At 58.1% G+C, this 13,328-nt stretch carries 12 protein-coding genes; 2 read left to right on the top strand and 10 right to left on the bottom strand.

Features of this window, described 5'->3' with window-relative positions; all coding sequences use genetic code 11:
• Positions 1-91 precede the first annotated feature (91 nt).
• The 8 genes from rocD to VN577_22155 form a co-directional block, all read right to left on the bottom strand.
• The gene (gene rocD / locus VN577_22190) at positions 92-1,315 is read right to left on the bottom strand and encodes an ornithine--oxo-acid transaminase (protein HWR17555.1); all 1,224 of its coding nucleotides are present in this window, start codon (positions 1,313-1,315) and stop codon (positions 92-94) included.
• Positions 1,316-1,371: 56 nt separating this feature from the next.
• Positions 1,372-2,322 (bottom strand): aspartate carbamoyltransferase, encoded by a 951-nt coding sequence (pyrB, locus tag VN577_22185; GenBank protein HWR17554.1) that lies wholly within the window; start codon positions 2,320-2,322, stop codon positions 1,372-1,374.
• Positions 2,315-3,313 (bottom strand): carbamate kinase, encoded by a 999-nt coding sequence (arcC, locus tag VN577_22180; protein HWR17553.1) that lies wholly within the window; start codon positions 3,311-3,313, stop codon positions 2,315-2,317. The genes pyrB and arcC overlap by 8 nt, the downstream gene beginning before the upstream one ends.
• Before the next feature lie 34 nt (positions 3,314-3,347).
• Positions 3,348-3,722, bottom strand: a complete 375-nt coding sequence (locus VN577_22175; protein HWR17552.1) for a four helix bundle protein — start codon at positions 3,720-3,722, stop codon at positions 3,348-3,350.
• A 41-nt stretch (positions 3,723-3,763) separates the two neighbouring features.
• The gene (argF, locus tag VN577_22170; protein HWR17551.1) at positions 3,764-4,720 is read right to left on the bottom strand and encodes an ornithine carbamoyltransferase; all 957 of its coding nucleotides are present in this window, start codon (positions 4,718-4,720) and stop codon (positions 3,764-3,766) included.
• A 9-nt stretch (positions 4,721-4,729) separates the two neighbouring features.
• Complete coding sequence (locus VN577_22165) at positions 4,730-6,067, bottom strand: cyclic 2,3-diphosphoglycerate synthase (protein ID HWR17550.1); 1,338 nt, start codon at positions 6,065-6,067, stop codon at positions 4,730-4,732.
• Between the two features lie 266 nt (positions 6,068-6,333).
• Positions 6,334-7,047, bottom strand: a complete 714-nt coding sequence (locus VN577_22160; protein ID HWR17549.1) for a hypothetical protein — start codon at positions 7,045-7,047, stop codon at positions 6,334-6,336.
• A gap of 82 nt (positions 7,048-7,129) precedes the next feature.
• Positions 7,130-8,677: a YifB family Mg chelatase-like AAA ATPase gene (locus tag VN577_22155; protein ID HWR17548.1), complete on the bottom strand. Its 1,548-nt coding sequence runs from the start codon at positions 8,675-8,677 to the stop codon at positions 7,130-7,132.
• A 244-nt stretch (positions 8,678-8,921) separates the two neighbouring features.
• On the opposite strand from VN577_22155, the gene VN577_22150 reads away from it, so the two are divergent.
• Positions 8,922-11,063, top strand: a complete 2,142-nt coding sequence (locus tag VN577_22150) for a PAS domain S-box protein (protein HWR17547.1) — start codon at positions 8,922-8,924, stop codon at positions 11,061-11,063.
• Here VN577_22150 and VN577_22145 read toward each other — a convergent pair.
• Both VN577_22145 and VN577_22140 read right to left on the bottom strand, forming a co-directional pair.
• Positions 11,060-11,224: a hypothetical protein gene (locus tag VN577_22145; GenBank protein ID HWR17546.1), complete on the bottom strand. Its 165-nt coding sequence runs from the start codon at positions 11,222-11,224 to the stop codon at positions 11,060-11,062. The two genes, VN577_22150 and VN577_22145, sit on opposite strands and share 4 nt — an antisense overlap.
• Before the next feature lie 69 nt (positions 11,225-11,293).
• A complete protein-coding gene (locus VN577_22140; protein HWR17545.1) occupies positions 11,294-12,484 on the bottom strand; it encodes an acetyl-CoA C-acetyltransferase in 1,191 nt (396 codons plus the stop codon).
• Between the two features lie 71 nt (positions 12,485-12,555).
• Here VN577_22140 and VN577_22135 point away from each other — a divergent pair, with 71 nt between their 5' ends.
• Positions 12,556-13,293, top strand: coding sequence for a CPBP family intramembrane glutamic endopeptidase (locus VN577_22135; protein ID HWR17544.1), 738 nt, complete (start codon positions 12,556-12,558; stop codon positions 13,291-13,293).
• Positions 13,294-13,328 lie beyond the last annotated feature (35 nt).

Below are 13,328 nucleotides of genomic sequence, written 5' to 3'. Positions count from 1 at the left end.
ACTAGGCCCCGGCTCGACTGCTCGATATCCGATCCTTGCGCCCAAAAGAAAAGGCCGACGCCGCAGCGCCGGCCCGACAAGTCAATGAAAGCTACTTCTCTATCACTTTCTTGACGCGCTCGAATGCCCAATCGATCTCTTCGCGGGTAATCACCAGCGGAGGAGCGATCCGGATCACGTGGTCGTGCGTCTCCTTGCACAACACGCCTTCCTGCTTGAGAGCCTCGCAGTAAGGCCGTGCCGCGCCCTTCATCTCGATACCGATCCACAGGCCAATCCCGCGGACTTCCTTCAACTCAGGGCTACGGAGCGTCTTCAGCTTAGCCAGGAAGTAGCCGCCCAACTCGGCCGAGCGATCGACCATCTTTTCGTCGATAAGAACTCTCAATGCGGTTCTTGCGACCGCACAGCCGAGCGGATTGCCTCCAAAGGTCGACCCGTGGTCGCCCGGTTGATACACGCCAAGGATCTCTTTCGACGACAGCACCGCCGACACCGGGTAGAAGCCTCCGGCGAGCGCCTTGCCAATGATCAGCACATCCGGCTTGATCCCCTCGTGCATGTAGGCAAACAGCTTCCCTGTCCGGCCAAGGCCCGACTGGATTTCGTCGGTCATCAGCAGCACCTTGTTCTCGCGGCAGATCTGGGCAGCTTCCTTCAGGAATCCCGCAGGAGGAATGATGATGCCGGCCTCGCCCTGTATAGGCTCCACCAGGAACGCACAAGTGTTGGGAGTAATGGCGTCGCGCAGGGCTTTCGCATCGCCAAACGGGATCACCTTGAAGCCCGGCGTGAACGGACCGAACCCGCGACGGTATTGCTCGTCGGTCGAGAAACTGACCACCGTCACGGTACGTCCGTGGAAGTTGTTCGCACAGACGATGATCTCCGCTTTGCCTTCGGGGATGCCCTTCACGAAGTATCCCCACTTGCGGGCAGTCTTCACCGCCGTCTCCACGGCTTCCGCTCCCGAGTTCATGGGCAATGCCATGTCGAACCCGGTCAGGTCGTGCAGTTCTTTGTAGAGCAGCCCGAGTTGATCGTTGCGGAACGCACGCGAAGTCAGCGTCACCTTATGCGATTGATCGATCAGCGTCTGCAGAATTTTGGGATGGCAATGTCCCTGGTTGACTGCCGAATAAGAGGCGAGGCAGTCGAGATATTTCTTCCCTTCGACGTCGTAAACCCACACGCCTTCGGCGCGTTCGATCACCACATCGAGAGGTTTGTAGTTGTGTGCTCCGTAGTTATCTTCCAACTCTACGAAGTCATTCGTCTGTCGAGCGACTTTCGTCATGTACTCCAGCGTAGGCATATTTTTCATTCCTTGCAAATCACAGCAAAAAACCCGGCCGCAGCCGGGTCTGGGGTTTATTGGTTATCAAGCAGTAACGTCAGTAAAGCCATGCGAACATAAAGTCCGTTTTTCGCCTGGCGGAAATAGAGCGCACGCGGATCGTCGTCCACGGTTTTGTCCAGCTCCACAGTCCTCGGCAGTGGGTGCAGGATCATCGCATCCGGCTTCATGCGCGCCAGCGCACTCGCGTCGATTGCGAACTTTTTCAATGCCAGCATCACTGGAACGCGATCGGGGCGAATGCGCGTCTGGTACACCACATCCACTTCGCCCACTACCCGGTCGATCTCCGACTCCAGCTCATACGGCACGCCGTGCCTGTCGAGGTAATCGAGAATATCCGGCTTGATCTGTACCTCGGGCGGCGCGACGAAGAAGATCTTCACCCGATCGAACTTCGCCAGCAGATACGCCAGCGACCGGGCCGTGCGTCCGCGGTCGAGTTCACCGATAAACGCTACGCTTAAACCGTTCAGAGGACGCTCCCGATAGATTGTGTAGAGGTCCAGCAGCGCCTGCGTCGGATGCTGCCCACCGTTGCCGTCGCCTGCATTGATCACCGGAACCGGCGACACCTGCGCCGCGCGCCGGGCGCCTCCCTCTTCGTTGTGCCGGATCACGATCACGTCGGAATAGCCGCCGATAATCCGGATCGAATCCTCCACCTGCTCGCAATCCATTTCCGACGAGAACGCCCGCGCATGTTCCGTCGAAAGCACCCGGCCGCCCAGCCGGTGCATGGCGGCTTCAAAGCAGAAGCGCGTGCGCGTGGAAGGCTCGTAGAAGAGCGTGGCGAGGATCTTGTTCTGATAATCGAGGGTGCCGCCGCGCGCGACAATCTTCTCCATCTGCCGCGTGCGATCGAACAGCTCCATCAGCAGCGGCACAGTGAACTGTTGCGACTCCACGACGTGCCGCAATTTCGAGCCTTGCGAAATCGGGGGAGCGAGGGTTGCGCTAGACATGAGCAGCCACCTCTTCCTGTTCTCTCAATGTTTGGACCCGTTTGGATTCGCTGTCAGGCAGAATGTGCGTCCCCTCTCTTCCACGGACGGCGTTGTAAAGGTGCTCGTACGAGGTAATGATTACCTCCTTGCCGCCTCCGTTTAGGAACCGCAACGCCGACTCGATCTTCGGCCCCATGTTCCCCGGCGGAAACTGTCCTGCCTCGTGCAGCTTTCGTATATCGGACGCCGTCATTGCGTAGATCGGACGTTGCGTGGCCTTCTTGTAATCGGTGAAGACGAAATCCGCGTCAGTTGAGATCGCGAAGATATCGACGTTTAGTTCCGCCGCCAGCAGGGCTGACGCACGGTCCTTGTCGATCACAGCTTCGACACCTTTCAGCTTTCCGTCTTCCTCGACAACCGGGATTCCGCCGCCACCGCACGCAACCACCAGCACACCGTCATTCACCAGATCGCGGATGACTTCCAGTTCCACGATGTCGATAGGATCAGGTGACGGCACCACGCGCCTGTATCCTCGGGCGGCATCTTCCACGATCTGCCAACCAAGCGTTCTCTGCCGTGCTTCTGCGTCGCGCTTGGAATAAAACGGTCCTATTGGCTTCGACGGCTTCTGCATGGCCGGATCATCCGCCCTCACCACGCACTGCGTAACTACCGACGCGACTGGCACACGTAGCCCCGCGTCCGCCAATTCAGCCCGTAACGCCTGGATCAGCAGATATCCGATCTCGCCCTGCGTGGCGGCGCCACACACATCGAGCGGTTGCGGAGGAACCTGGTCCGCCGCGCGTTCCGAGCGAAGCAGATCGGCCCCCACCTGAGGCCCGTTTCCGTGTGTGATCACCAAACGAAAACCGTCGCGAATCAAGCCGACAATCCCGGCCGCTGTCCGCCGGGCGTTCGCAGCCTGCTCCGCGACGGTCCCCTTCTCGCCAGCACGGATGAGAGAGTTACCACCGATAGCGATTAAGATCGATCTGCTCATGGATGATATTGCGCAAGCAGCTAGGGGGTAGGGGCTAGCGGCTAGTCTTCCCCGCTTTCTTTCCGGACCATTCACGCAATCCGGTAAGCATGCGCCCTATCTCAGCGGCGTCGTTTAACAGCAGTTTCGTCTCGGCGTCACTCAGATATCCGAGCATCTGGGCCAGTTCGAGTTGTGTCTCAACTTCAGCCAGTGATCCTCGCGCAATTCCGACAAACTGATGCAGCTCAGATCGCGAGTTCCTGCCATATCCCTCTGCGATGTTGCTGGGCACAGACACAGCCGCGCGCCTTAGTTGTTTAGCTAGACAATAGAGCTCTCGCTGAGGGAATTTCTCCGTTGCGCGATATACATCCCTAGCGAACTCCATTGCTTTCCGCCAAACACTTAAGTTTTGATGTCCGCCCATGCTCTTCCTATCCCCTAACTGCTATCCCCTATCCCCTTGCATCACACGTGCATGGCCTCATGCTCCACCGCATGACCCACCGGCACACTCTTCATGCACTCGAGCAGAATCGCTTTCTGTGCGTGCAGCCGGTTCTCAGCCTCCTGGAACACCACTGAATGCCGCGAATCAATCACCTCATCTGTGACCTCATCGCCCCGGTGTGCCGGCAGGCAATGCATGAAGATGGCGTTGTCTTTGGCATGAGCGAATAACTCCGCATTCACCTGGTACGGCATGAAGATCTTGCGGCGCTTTTCCGCCTCGGCTTCCTGACCCATGCTCGCCCACACGTCGGTGTAGATCACATCCGCATTTGCGACAGCCTTCACGGCATCGTTCGTGATCGTGCACGACCCATCTGTTTGTGCGCTACGTTCCCGAGCCCATTTCACCGCGTCGGAACTTGGCTCGTAGCCCTCTGGGGTAGCCACCCAGACGTGTACCCCCAGTTGCGCTCCGGCGAACATCAGCGAGTGCGCGACGTTGTTGCCATCACCGATAAAGGCCACCTTCAACCCGGCCAACTTCCCCTTCACCTCGAACATGGTCAGGTAATCGGCCATCGCCTGGCACGGATGGCTGTAGTCCGTAAGGCCGTTAACGATCGGGATACACGCGTACTCCGCCATCTTCTCCACGATCTCGTGCGCAAACGTACGGATCATGATCCCCTGCACCATACGCTCCAGGTTCTTCGCTACGTCGTACACCGACTCGCGCTTCCCCAGGTTGATCTCCGCCGGCGAGAGATACAGTGAGAATCCACCCAACTGATGGATTCCCACGTCAAACGTCACTCGCGTCCGCAGCGATGGCTTTTCGAAAATCAGCGCCAGCGTCTTTCCCTTCAACGTTTCGGTGAACTCACCCGGACGCAACTTGATGCGCATCGCCAGGTCGAGCAGGTGCTTGATCTGCTCGGGCGTGAAATCACGAATCGACAGAAAGTCCTGCATGTCGTCCTCCTAGACGGTTACCGGACGCTTCTCCTGCATCTTGTGCGAGAACTCCACCAGCACATCCAGCAACGACGGCTTGGTGATCTCCTCGATCTCATATCCGACCCGCACCGAAGGCTTGTTCAGCTTCAGCACCCGGCCCAGATCGATCGGCGTGGCCACCACGACCACATCGCACGGCGTGCGGTTGATCGTCTCCTCCAACTCCCTCCGTTGTGCCTCGTTGTAGCCCATCGCCGGAAGAATGCGGTCGATATGCGGATACTTCTGGAACGTCGTCCGAATCGAACCGACAGCGGTCGCACGCGGATCGACACGATCGTCCGCTCCACACTGCCGCGCCGCTACCACACCTGCGCCATACGGCATCTCTCCGTGCGTAAGTGTGGGACCATCCTCCACCACCAGCACCTTCTTGCCGCGGATCAGGTTCGGATCCGTTACGCTCACCCTGCACGCCGCTTCAATCACGGTCGCCGTCGGGTTGCAGGCGCTGATGTTCCTGCGCACGATATCCACGTGATCGGAGGACGCGGTATCCACCTTGTTGATCACGATCACCTGCGCACGACGGAAATTCACCTCGCCCGGGAAGTAGGTCACTTCGTGTCCGGGACGATGCGGGTCGGCCACCACAATCTCCAAATCGGGACTGTAAAACGGCGTGTCGTTGTTGCCGCCGTCCCACAGAATGATGTCGCCTTCCTTCTCTGCTTCACGCAGGATGGCCTCATAATCCACCCCGGCGAACACCACCGAACCCTTGGCAATGTGCGGCTCGTACTCCTCGCACTCTTCAATCGTGCAGCTATGCTTGTGCAGGTCTTTGATCGTCGCGAACCGTTGCACTGCCTGCTTGGCCAGATCGCCATACGGCATCGGATGACGCACCACCACGGGCTTCCATCCCATGGCACGCAGGTCTTCGGCCACTCGCCGGGATACCGGACTCTTCCCGCAACCCGTACGAACCGCACAGATCGAAATCACCGGAAGCGTGCTCTTTACTTCCGTTTCGCGTCCGGGCAGCCAGAAGTTCGCCCCAGCCGCCAGCGTCCGCGATGCCAAATGCAACAGGTTCACATGGGAAATATCGCTATACGAGAAGACGCAGAAATCCACCTTCTCTTTCCTGATCACGGCCTCTACCAGGTCTTCCTCGATGATCGGAATTCCCTCGGGATACCACGGCCCGGCGAGCGCGGCTGGATAGCGTCGCCCTGCAATATCAGGGATTTGCGTAGCGGTAAAAGCGACTACGCGATAGTCAGGGTTATTGCGGAATAAAACATTGAAATCATGAAAGTCCCGGCCTGCTGCACCCAGGATCACTACCTTCTTCATAGAGCCTCCCTGGAGAAGCCCCATGCTGACGCCCTATCGCATTACGAGCAGTGAGAAATGTCACCCGCGGGGGTGAGTGATTGGCCAGTCCGGGGTGATGGTGAGAGATAGACCTGCTAACCGTGACGGTTATCACCAGCAATAAGTACTTGTATCTTCCCCACCGCGGCCCAATTCGCTACACTCGCGCCCATGAAACGATGCCTCCTCGTTCCACTGATGATTTTCTTTACAGTTGCGAGGGCCTTGCCGTTTACAAATGCATTTCAACGAGATGACACTGCCGGCCTTATAGACTGGATCACACGGTTAATCTGCGCCTGTGTGAGAGATGCGCCCTTCTTTGCTGAAATCACTAATTGAAGCTCTTTGCCGTCCGAATCAAAAAGACGAATCCTAACTTGTCTGCCTCTGACACCCTCAACATCTGGACTCCCTTCCTGAAATCCTCGAAACAATGCGGTTTCGAGCAGAAACGTATCTGGATTTCTACTTGAGACCTGCGAACTCTTAATGTTCATGAGAATAATCGCCCGTGCGGCTCGCTGCCTCGACATCCAGAGTGAGATATCGTTCGCGGTTATGAAGTAAACAGCCTTGGAGAAATCGTACTCAGATCGCACGGTGTCCGAACCCAGAACGTCTCGAATCTTTGCGTTCTGCTTTTCGTCCATACCTTGAATGATGCTTAGGATTGATGGATCACCGTTTGGATCAAAGAGGAGGATGTTGGCACCCGACTTGAATCCAACACTCGACGCAATCCTCACATCTTTTGTGAATTCGATGTCGGCCCACGGCGCTTCGATTGTGTAACCATACAGCTCAACCGTAGTCCCCTTACCTGAATCAATCCTCAAGTCGGTGAGCGGCCTAGGTACGGCATTTAATCCGGGACTCTCCCTCGCCCATTGCCGAGCGAAGTAGCAGGTCACGATTTGAGGGGTCCATAGATAACCCAGACCTACTAAGGCGAGCATGCCAACACAAAACGCGACCCTTGACGTACTTGTTCGAGAACTGGTCATCGCGGGAATACTAACCTTTTTAACGACGGGACGCTCACGCCCAATACGTCCGATCCAGCGTTCTGTACTGTATCGCCTCAGCTATATGCTTCGTCTCGATATGTGCCGCGCCCTCCAGATCGGCCACTGTCCGCGCCACCTTCAGGATGCGATCATGCGCACGCGCGCTCAGTCCCTGCTGCATTACAGCCCTCTCCAGTAGCCGTTCGCAGTCGGTCGAGAGATCGCAATACGTTCGTATCTGGCGCGACGTCATCTGCGAATTGCTGAAAATCCGCTCCCCCGCCGCCGCGAAGCGGTTCAACTGAATCTCTCGCGCCCTGATGACACGATCTCGTATCTCCGCCGATCCCTCCGGGCTCGCCCCGCCGCGCAGTTCCTTGTAGTTCACCGCCGGCACATCAATGTGGATATCGATTCGGTCGAGCAACGGCCCCGAAATCTTCGATACATACCGCTGGATCATCGGCGGCGTGCACTGGCATTCGCGTGATTTGTCGTTGTGATACCCGCACGGGCATGGGTTCATCGCTGCCGCCAGCATGAACCGCGCCGGGAACGTCAGCGACATCGCCGCCCTCGCAATATTCACGCTCCCCTCTTCCAGCGGCTGTCTCATCACTTCCAGCACGTTCCGTGGAAACTCCGGCAATTCATCCAAAAAGAGCACTCCATGGTGCGCCAGAGACACCTCGCCCGGCCTGGGAATCGCCCCTCCGCCAATCAAGCCGGCATCAGAGATCGTATGGTGCGGTGCGCGATACGGACGCGTACCCACCAACCCAGCCCCGGAGTCCAGCACGCCCGCCACACTGTGGATCTTCGTCGTCTCCAGCGCCTCTTCGAACGTTAACGGCGGCAGGATAGTGGGGATTCGTTTCGCCAGCATCGTCTTGCCCGATCCCGGCGGCCCGATCATCAGGATGTTGTGTCCGCCCGCGCACGCCACTTCCAGCGCACGCTTGGCCGTCATCTGCCCGCGGACGTCCTTGAAGTCCACTAGGAAGTGCTGCACCCGCTTTAGGATTTCCTGCGGCTCCAGCCGTACCGGCGAGACCCCGTTCCCTTTGTTGAACAGGTTGATCACCTGCAACATCGATTTCACCGGAAATACATTCAGGCCGCTGACCACCGCCGCCTCGTTCGCATTTGCTTCCGGCACAATGATGTTCTTGACCTTGTTCTGCCGTGCCGCCACCGCGATCGGCAACGCACCGCGCACCGGGCGTACGCTGCCGTCGAGCGAAAGCTCTCCGACCAGCAGGAAGTCCGTCACATCAGACTTGGTCAGACCGCCATATGCACCTATGATCCCCATTGCCATCGGCAGGTCGAATGCCGAACCTTCTTTCTTCAGGTCCGCCGGCGCCAGATTGATGGTGATGCGTGTAGGGGGAATATCGTATCCGCAGTTCTTCAGGGCCGACTGCACCCGCTGCCGGCTTTCCCTAACGGCAGCGTCCGGGAGCCCCACCGTGCAGAACTGTTCCTGGCCCGTTTTGATCGGAGAAATATCGACTTCCACCTCGATCAGGTTGGCGTCGATGCCATATACTGCCGCGCTCAGTGTCTTGTAAAGCATCTCTGGTAGCCGATTTTGACGGCACGGCAGTTTAACAAGAGCGTTTCACGTGGTTATGTGCGCAAAACCACATCAATCTGTGACGAACCCATTGGCCGAATGGACATCGACCTGCCCCGTTCCCAAACTGGCCATCTGGACACTTGCTAATCGGGTACTCTCAGGCATACTACCTGTTGCTTCACCGTACGAACCGACCTACCATCCGCGTAGGCAGGTTATCCCCACTCCAGCCTGAGGTCGTATGGATCCCCAGCGGCTCAAAGGTGACGCCGAAAGTCACCTGTCCCGGCTCGATCGCGAAGAAACAAAGTTGTGGCGATTTGCCCTGTTCTTCATTGGGCTGCTCGGGATAGGTCTGGCCGCTGCCGTTTGGGACAATATCAGCCAGATCTCCGCTCGTTTCGGCATCATCCCCATCGGTGCTGCCCTGTTCGCCGTCATTCTTGCCTATTCCGCTGGGCGCAAGCGCCGCGAGATCGCAGGCCTGCGCCAGGAAATCCAGGCCAACCATAAGCCGCCCGCTAAGACTGAAAACGACGACATCGAGAAGCTGGTCGATATCATCCGCCGGTCACAGCGCGGCTTTCGCGAACTGGTCGATAGCTTCGACGACGTCGTGCTCGCCATCTCCTGCGACGGCACCATTCAGGCCGCGAACCGCACCTTCGCTGACATTCTCGGCCTGGGCTTTGCCGATTTCGTTTACCATCCGATCGGCGATTTTGTTCAGTCGCCCAACGCCGCTGATGTCGAGCGCATGCTGCCCCGCATTCTGAGCCGCAATCAATGGACTGGCACCGTCGAGGTGCGTTTCCGGCACGACCCGCAGCAGAGATATTTCGATTGCTCTATTCGTACCATCCATAAAGACGGCGAAGTCACCGGATACAGCATCTGGGGTCGCGATGTTACCCATCAGCGCGAACGCGAAGCCCGCTTCACCGATCTCTTCGAAACTCTTCACGAGGGGGTTTACTTCACCACCCCTGACGGACGCCTCCTCGACGCCAACCAGGCACTCGTACACATGCTCGGGTTCGAAACCAAGTCCGAACTGCAGGCGATCCATATACAAGACCTGTACGTTGACCCATCCGAGCGCTCCAAGGCTCTCTCTGAATTGAACGGTTCTGCCAATATGCAGGACCGCGAGATAAAGCTACGCCGCCGTGATGGATCCGAAATCACTTGTCTCGACTCGTCGCGCGCCATCTACGACGCCGAAGGCCATGTCATGCGGTATCAGGGAACGCTGGTGAATATCACCCTCCGCCGCCAGATGGAAGCGCAGTTGCTCGAGCAGCAGCAGTTCAATCACCGCCTTATCGAATCATTCCCTGACGTAATCGTCGTACTCGACAAGGACCTGAGTTTCTCCTTCGTCAGCACGCGTATGCGCGAAATCCTTGGCCTCGAACCGGAAGAACTCGTCGGCAAGCCAGTTTCATTCCGCACCGAGATGGCCGAACCCTTCAGGCTGTATCGCGACATTCTCTCCGGTGCGGAGAGAATCGGTGCCGTGGAGTTCTCCGCCCAGCACCGCAATGGCGAGTGGCGCACCATTCGTTGCACCGCGAGCGCTCTGCGTGGCGCTGATGGATCTACTGTCGGCGTGGTCGCTTCCATGCGGGACGTCACCATGAGCAAGCAGATGGAGCAGCAATTGGTTCAGGCCGAACGCCTCGCCGCTATGGGACAAATGATTGACGGGTTCGCGCACGAGCTGAACAATCCGCTCACCGCCATCATGGGCGCCGTGGATCTGCTCGATGGTATCGAGCACGAAGGTTCCAAAAAGCACGTTCGCCTTTTGAAGGAACAGGTACGTCGCGCCGTCGAAATCGTGCAGAACCTGCTGTTCTTCTCGCGGCCACCCGCTCGCGGCACCTCGCGGCTGAACCTCAACGATCTCATCCAGCGCACGCTCCTGCTTCACCAGTACTCGCTCCGCGTGAACGGCATCACCGTCGACTTCCTTCCCGAACCCTCGATCCCCCTCTTTGAAGGCGACGCCAACCAGCTCATGCAGGTCTTCCTGAATCTGGTCATCAACGCCGAGCAGGCCATTCGCTCCGTGCGTGAGCGAGGCAGCGTCCGCGTCCGGCTTGGCCGCAGCGAAGGCAAAATTTGGGTGAGTTTCCAGGATGATGGCCCTGGAGTTCCCGAAGGCACTCTCCGCAACATCTTTGACCCGTTCTATTCCACCAAGCGTCCCGGCGGAGGCACTGGCATGGGCCTCAGCGTCGCTCTCGGTATCGTCAAGAGTTACGGCGGCGATATCGACTTCCAGGCAGCTCCGGGCGGCGGCGCAGTCTTCACCGTCTCGCTGCCGATGCGGGCTCCCACACCCGCTGAACTGGCCTCCGTCGCCACCATGAACTAGGCGGCGTTTCCTTCCGGATCCACATTCGTCTTCTGCGCTGAAGGTTCCAGATTCACGGGTATGCAGGGCTGATCATCCGACGGATTCACCAGCCCGCACCGGCTGCATACGAACTGCCCGTCTGCTTCCCGCAATGTCGCCTGGTGATGTAAGAGTTCCATTCCTACTTGGATGCAAACGAAAAAGCCGCCAGTCACTCGACAGGCGGCTTCTACGAACGATTCTCTAACTTACCGCTCTATCGCCATCGCCACTGCGTTCCCGCCTCCCAGGCATAATGCGGCAATGCCTTTGTGCACATCGCGACGAATCATCTCGTACAGCAGAGTCACCAGCACACGCGCTCCGCTTGCTCCGATGGGATGCCCCAGCGCCACCGCTCCCCCGTTTACGTTCACTTTACTGGTGTCGAGACCGAGCTCCTGCGTTACGCCCAGGGCCTGCACCGAGAACGCCTCGTTCAACTCGTAGAGATCCACTTCCTCGTTCTTCCAGCCTGTCTTCTTCCATATCTGGCGGACGGCATCCACGGGCGCCATCATCACCCATTCCGGAGCCACGCCACTCGTCGCCTGCGCCACGATCTTTGCCATCGGCTCTGCGCCGAGTTCCTGCGCCTTTCGATAGCTGGTCACGACCAGTGCGGCGGCGCCGTCGTTCACGCCCGGAGCGTTGCCTGCCGTCACGGTTCCATCTTTCTTAAACGCCGGCTTCAACGCCCGCAGCACTTCAACGCTCGTGTCCTCGCGCGGAGACTCATCTTTGTCGAAGATGATCGTCTCCTTCTTGCCTTTGATCTCCACCGGAACAATCTGGCTCTTGAATCGGCATTCCTTAATCGCTGCGATTGCCTTGCGGTGTGAGTTCACGGCGTACTCGTCCTGTGCTTCACGGGTGATCTTGTACTTCTGCGCGACATTCTCGCCCGTGTTGCCCATGTGGTAGTTGTTGTAAACGTCCCACAGCCCATCGTTGACCATCGAGTCGACGATCTGGGCATTGCCCAGGCGATACCCCTTGCGCGCTTGCGGCAACAGATATGGTGCGTTCGTCATCGACTCCATGCCACCCGCTACCACCACCTCGGCATTGCCAGTCTGCACCGCCTGCGCGGCCAGCCCGACTGCCTTCAGCCCCGAGCCGCACACCTTGTTGATCGTCATCGCGCCAACCTGCGGGGGAAGCCCTCCATAGATTGCCGCCTGTCGCGCCGGGTTCTGACCCAATCCCGCCGACACCACGTTCCCCATGATGCATTCATTCACGTTGTTCAGGTCGGTGATGCCCGCACGCTTTACCGCTTCACGCACCACGATCGCGCCCAACTCGGTCGCCTTCAAATCGGAGAGTGAACCCTGGAACTTCCCGATCGCGGTCCGACAGGCGGAAATAATCACCACATCATTTGGCTGGTACTTCATCGCTCACCCCACAGAAATCTGGAACACTGCTATGACAACCCTTCATTATAAGATGGTGTCAGGGAGACCTGATGGCCACCTCCGCCTCAATCAATGGTCCAATAGAGCCTGTCCAATCCAGTAGCCGCCTTATAGCACCTGCCTGGCATACGCTTCTCCTCCTTGTCGTAATGCTTGGGCTTTCCTTCGCCGGAGCCAATCGCGAGCATCATGCCCTCACGCATTCACAGCGCGTGATCATGTATATCGTCACCATGGCCTCGGAGTGGATCGTTGTCGCCTTCGTCTTCTGGGGCATCCACCGGCACAAGAAGATCACCCTCCGCGACCTCATCGGAGGCAAGTGGTCGAAGCCCGAAGACTTCCTTCTCGACCTCGCCATTGCCGCTGGTTTTCTTTTCGTGTCGATGATCGTGCTGGGTGGTCTCGGCTATGCATTCGGCCTTACCAAGAACCATGCCGATGCGCAGAAGCTTGCTTTCCTTGCTCCGCGCAGCACTCTCGAAGTTCTTCTTTGGTTCGGCGTAAGCGCGACTGCGGGCTTCTGCGAAGAGGTGATTTACCGCGGTTATTTCCAGCGTCAGATCACTGCCTGGACAAACCTCGCTTGGGTCGGACTCGTCATGCAGGGCGTGCTCTTCGGCTTCTCGCACGGTTACGAAGGGGCAATTCGCATGTTCCTCATCGCCATCTTCGGCACGATGTTCGGCCTCGTCGCACACTGGAGAAAATCATTGCGTCCCGGAATGCTCACGCACGCGGGCTACGACATCATCGCTGGATTAGCGCTTCGCGTGATCGCAAAATGAAGTGCGCGGGTATCTTCGCCCGCGCATTTTTCTCT

The sequence above is a fragment of the Terriglobales bacterium genome (assembly GCA_035561515.1).
Lineage (GTDB): Bacteria > Acidobacteriota > Terriglobia > Terriglobales > Acidobacteriaceae > DATMXP01.
Note: the sequence above shows the minus strand (reverse complement) of the source record. Positions and strands in the feature narration are given on the sequence as shown.

Coding starts and splice junctions, on each gene's coding strand:
- argF (HWR17551.1), bottom strand. CDS start 4,720: ATGCAGGACTTTCTGTCGATTCGTGATTTCACGCCCGAGCAGATCAAG.
- VN577_22160 (HWR17549.1), bottom strand. CDS start 7,047: ATGCTCGCCTTAGTAGGTCTGGGTTATCTATGGACCCCTCAAATCGTG.
- VN577_22135 (HWR17544.1), top strand. CDS start 12,556: ATGGCCACCTCCGCCTCAATCAATGGTCCAATAGAGCCTGTCCAATCC.
- pyrB (HWR17554.1), bottom strand. CDS start 2,322: ATGTCTAGCGCAACCCTCGCTCCCCCGATTTCGCAAGGCTCGAAATTG.
- VN577_22155 (HWR17548.1), bottom strand. CDS start 8,677: ATGCTTTACAAGACACTGAGCGCGGCAGTATATGGCATCGACGCCAAC.
- arcC (HWR17553.1), bottom strand. CDS start 3,313: ATGAGCAGATCGATCTTAATCGCTATCGGTGGTAACTCTCTCATCCGT.
- VN577_22140 (HWR17545.1), bottom strand. CDS start 12,484: ATGAAGTACCAGCCAAATGATGTGGTGATTATTTCCGCCTGTCGGACC.
- VN577_22145 (HWR17546.1), bottom strand. CDS start 11,224: ATGGAACTCTTACATCACCAGGCGACATTGCGGGAAGCAGACGGGCAG.
- VN577_22175 (HWR17552.1), bottom strand. CDS start 3,722: ATGGGCGGACATCAAAACTTAAGTGTTTGGCGGAAAGCAATGGAGTTC.
- VN577_22165 (HWR17550.1), bottom strand. CDS start 6,067: ATGAAGAAGGTAGTGATCCTGGGTGCAGCAGGCCGGGACTTTCATGAT.
- VN577_22150 (HWR17547.1), top strand. CDS start 8,922: ATGGATCCCCAGCGGCTCAAAGGTGACGCCGAAAGTCACCTGTCCCGG.
- rocD (HWR17555.1), bottom strand. CDS start 1,315: ATGCCTACGCTGGAGTACATGACGAAAGTCGCTCGACAGACGAATGAC.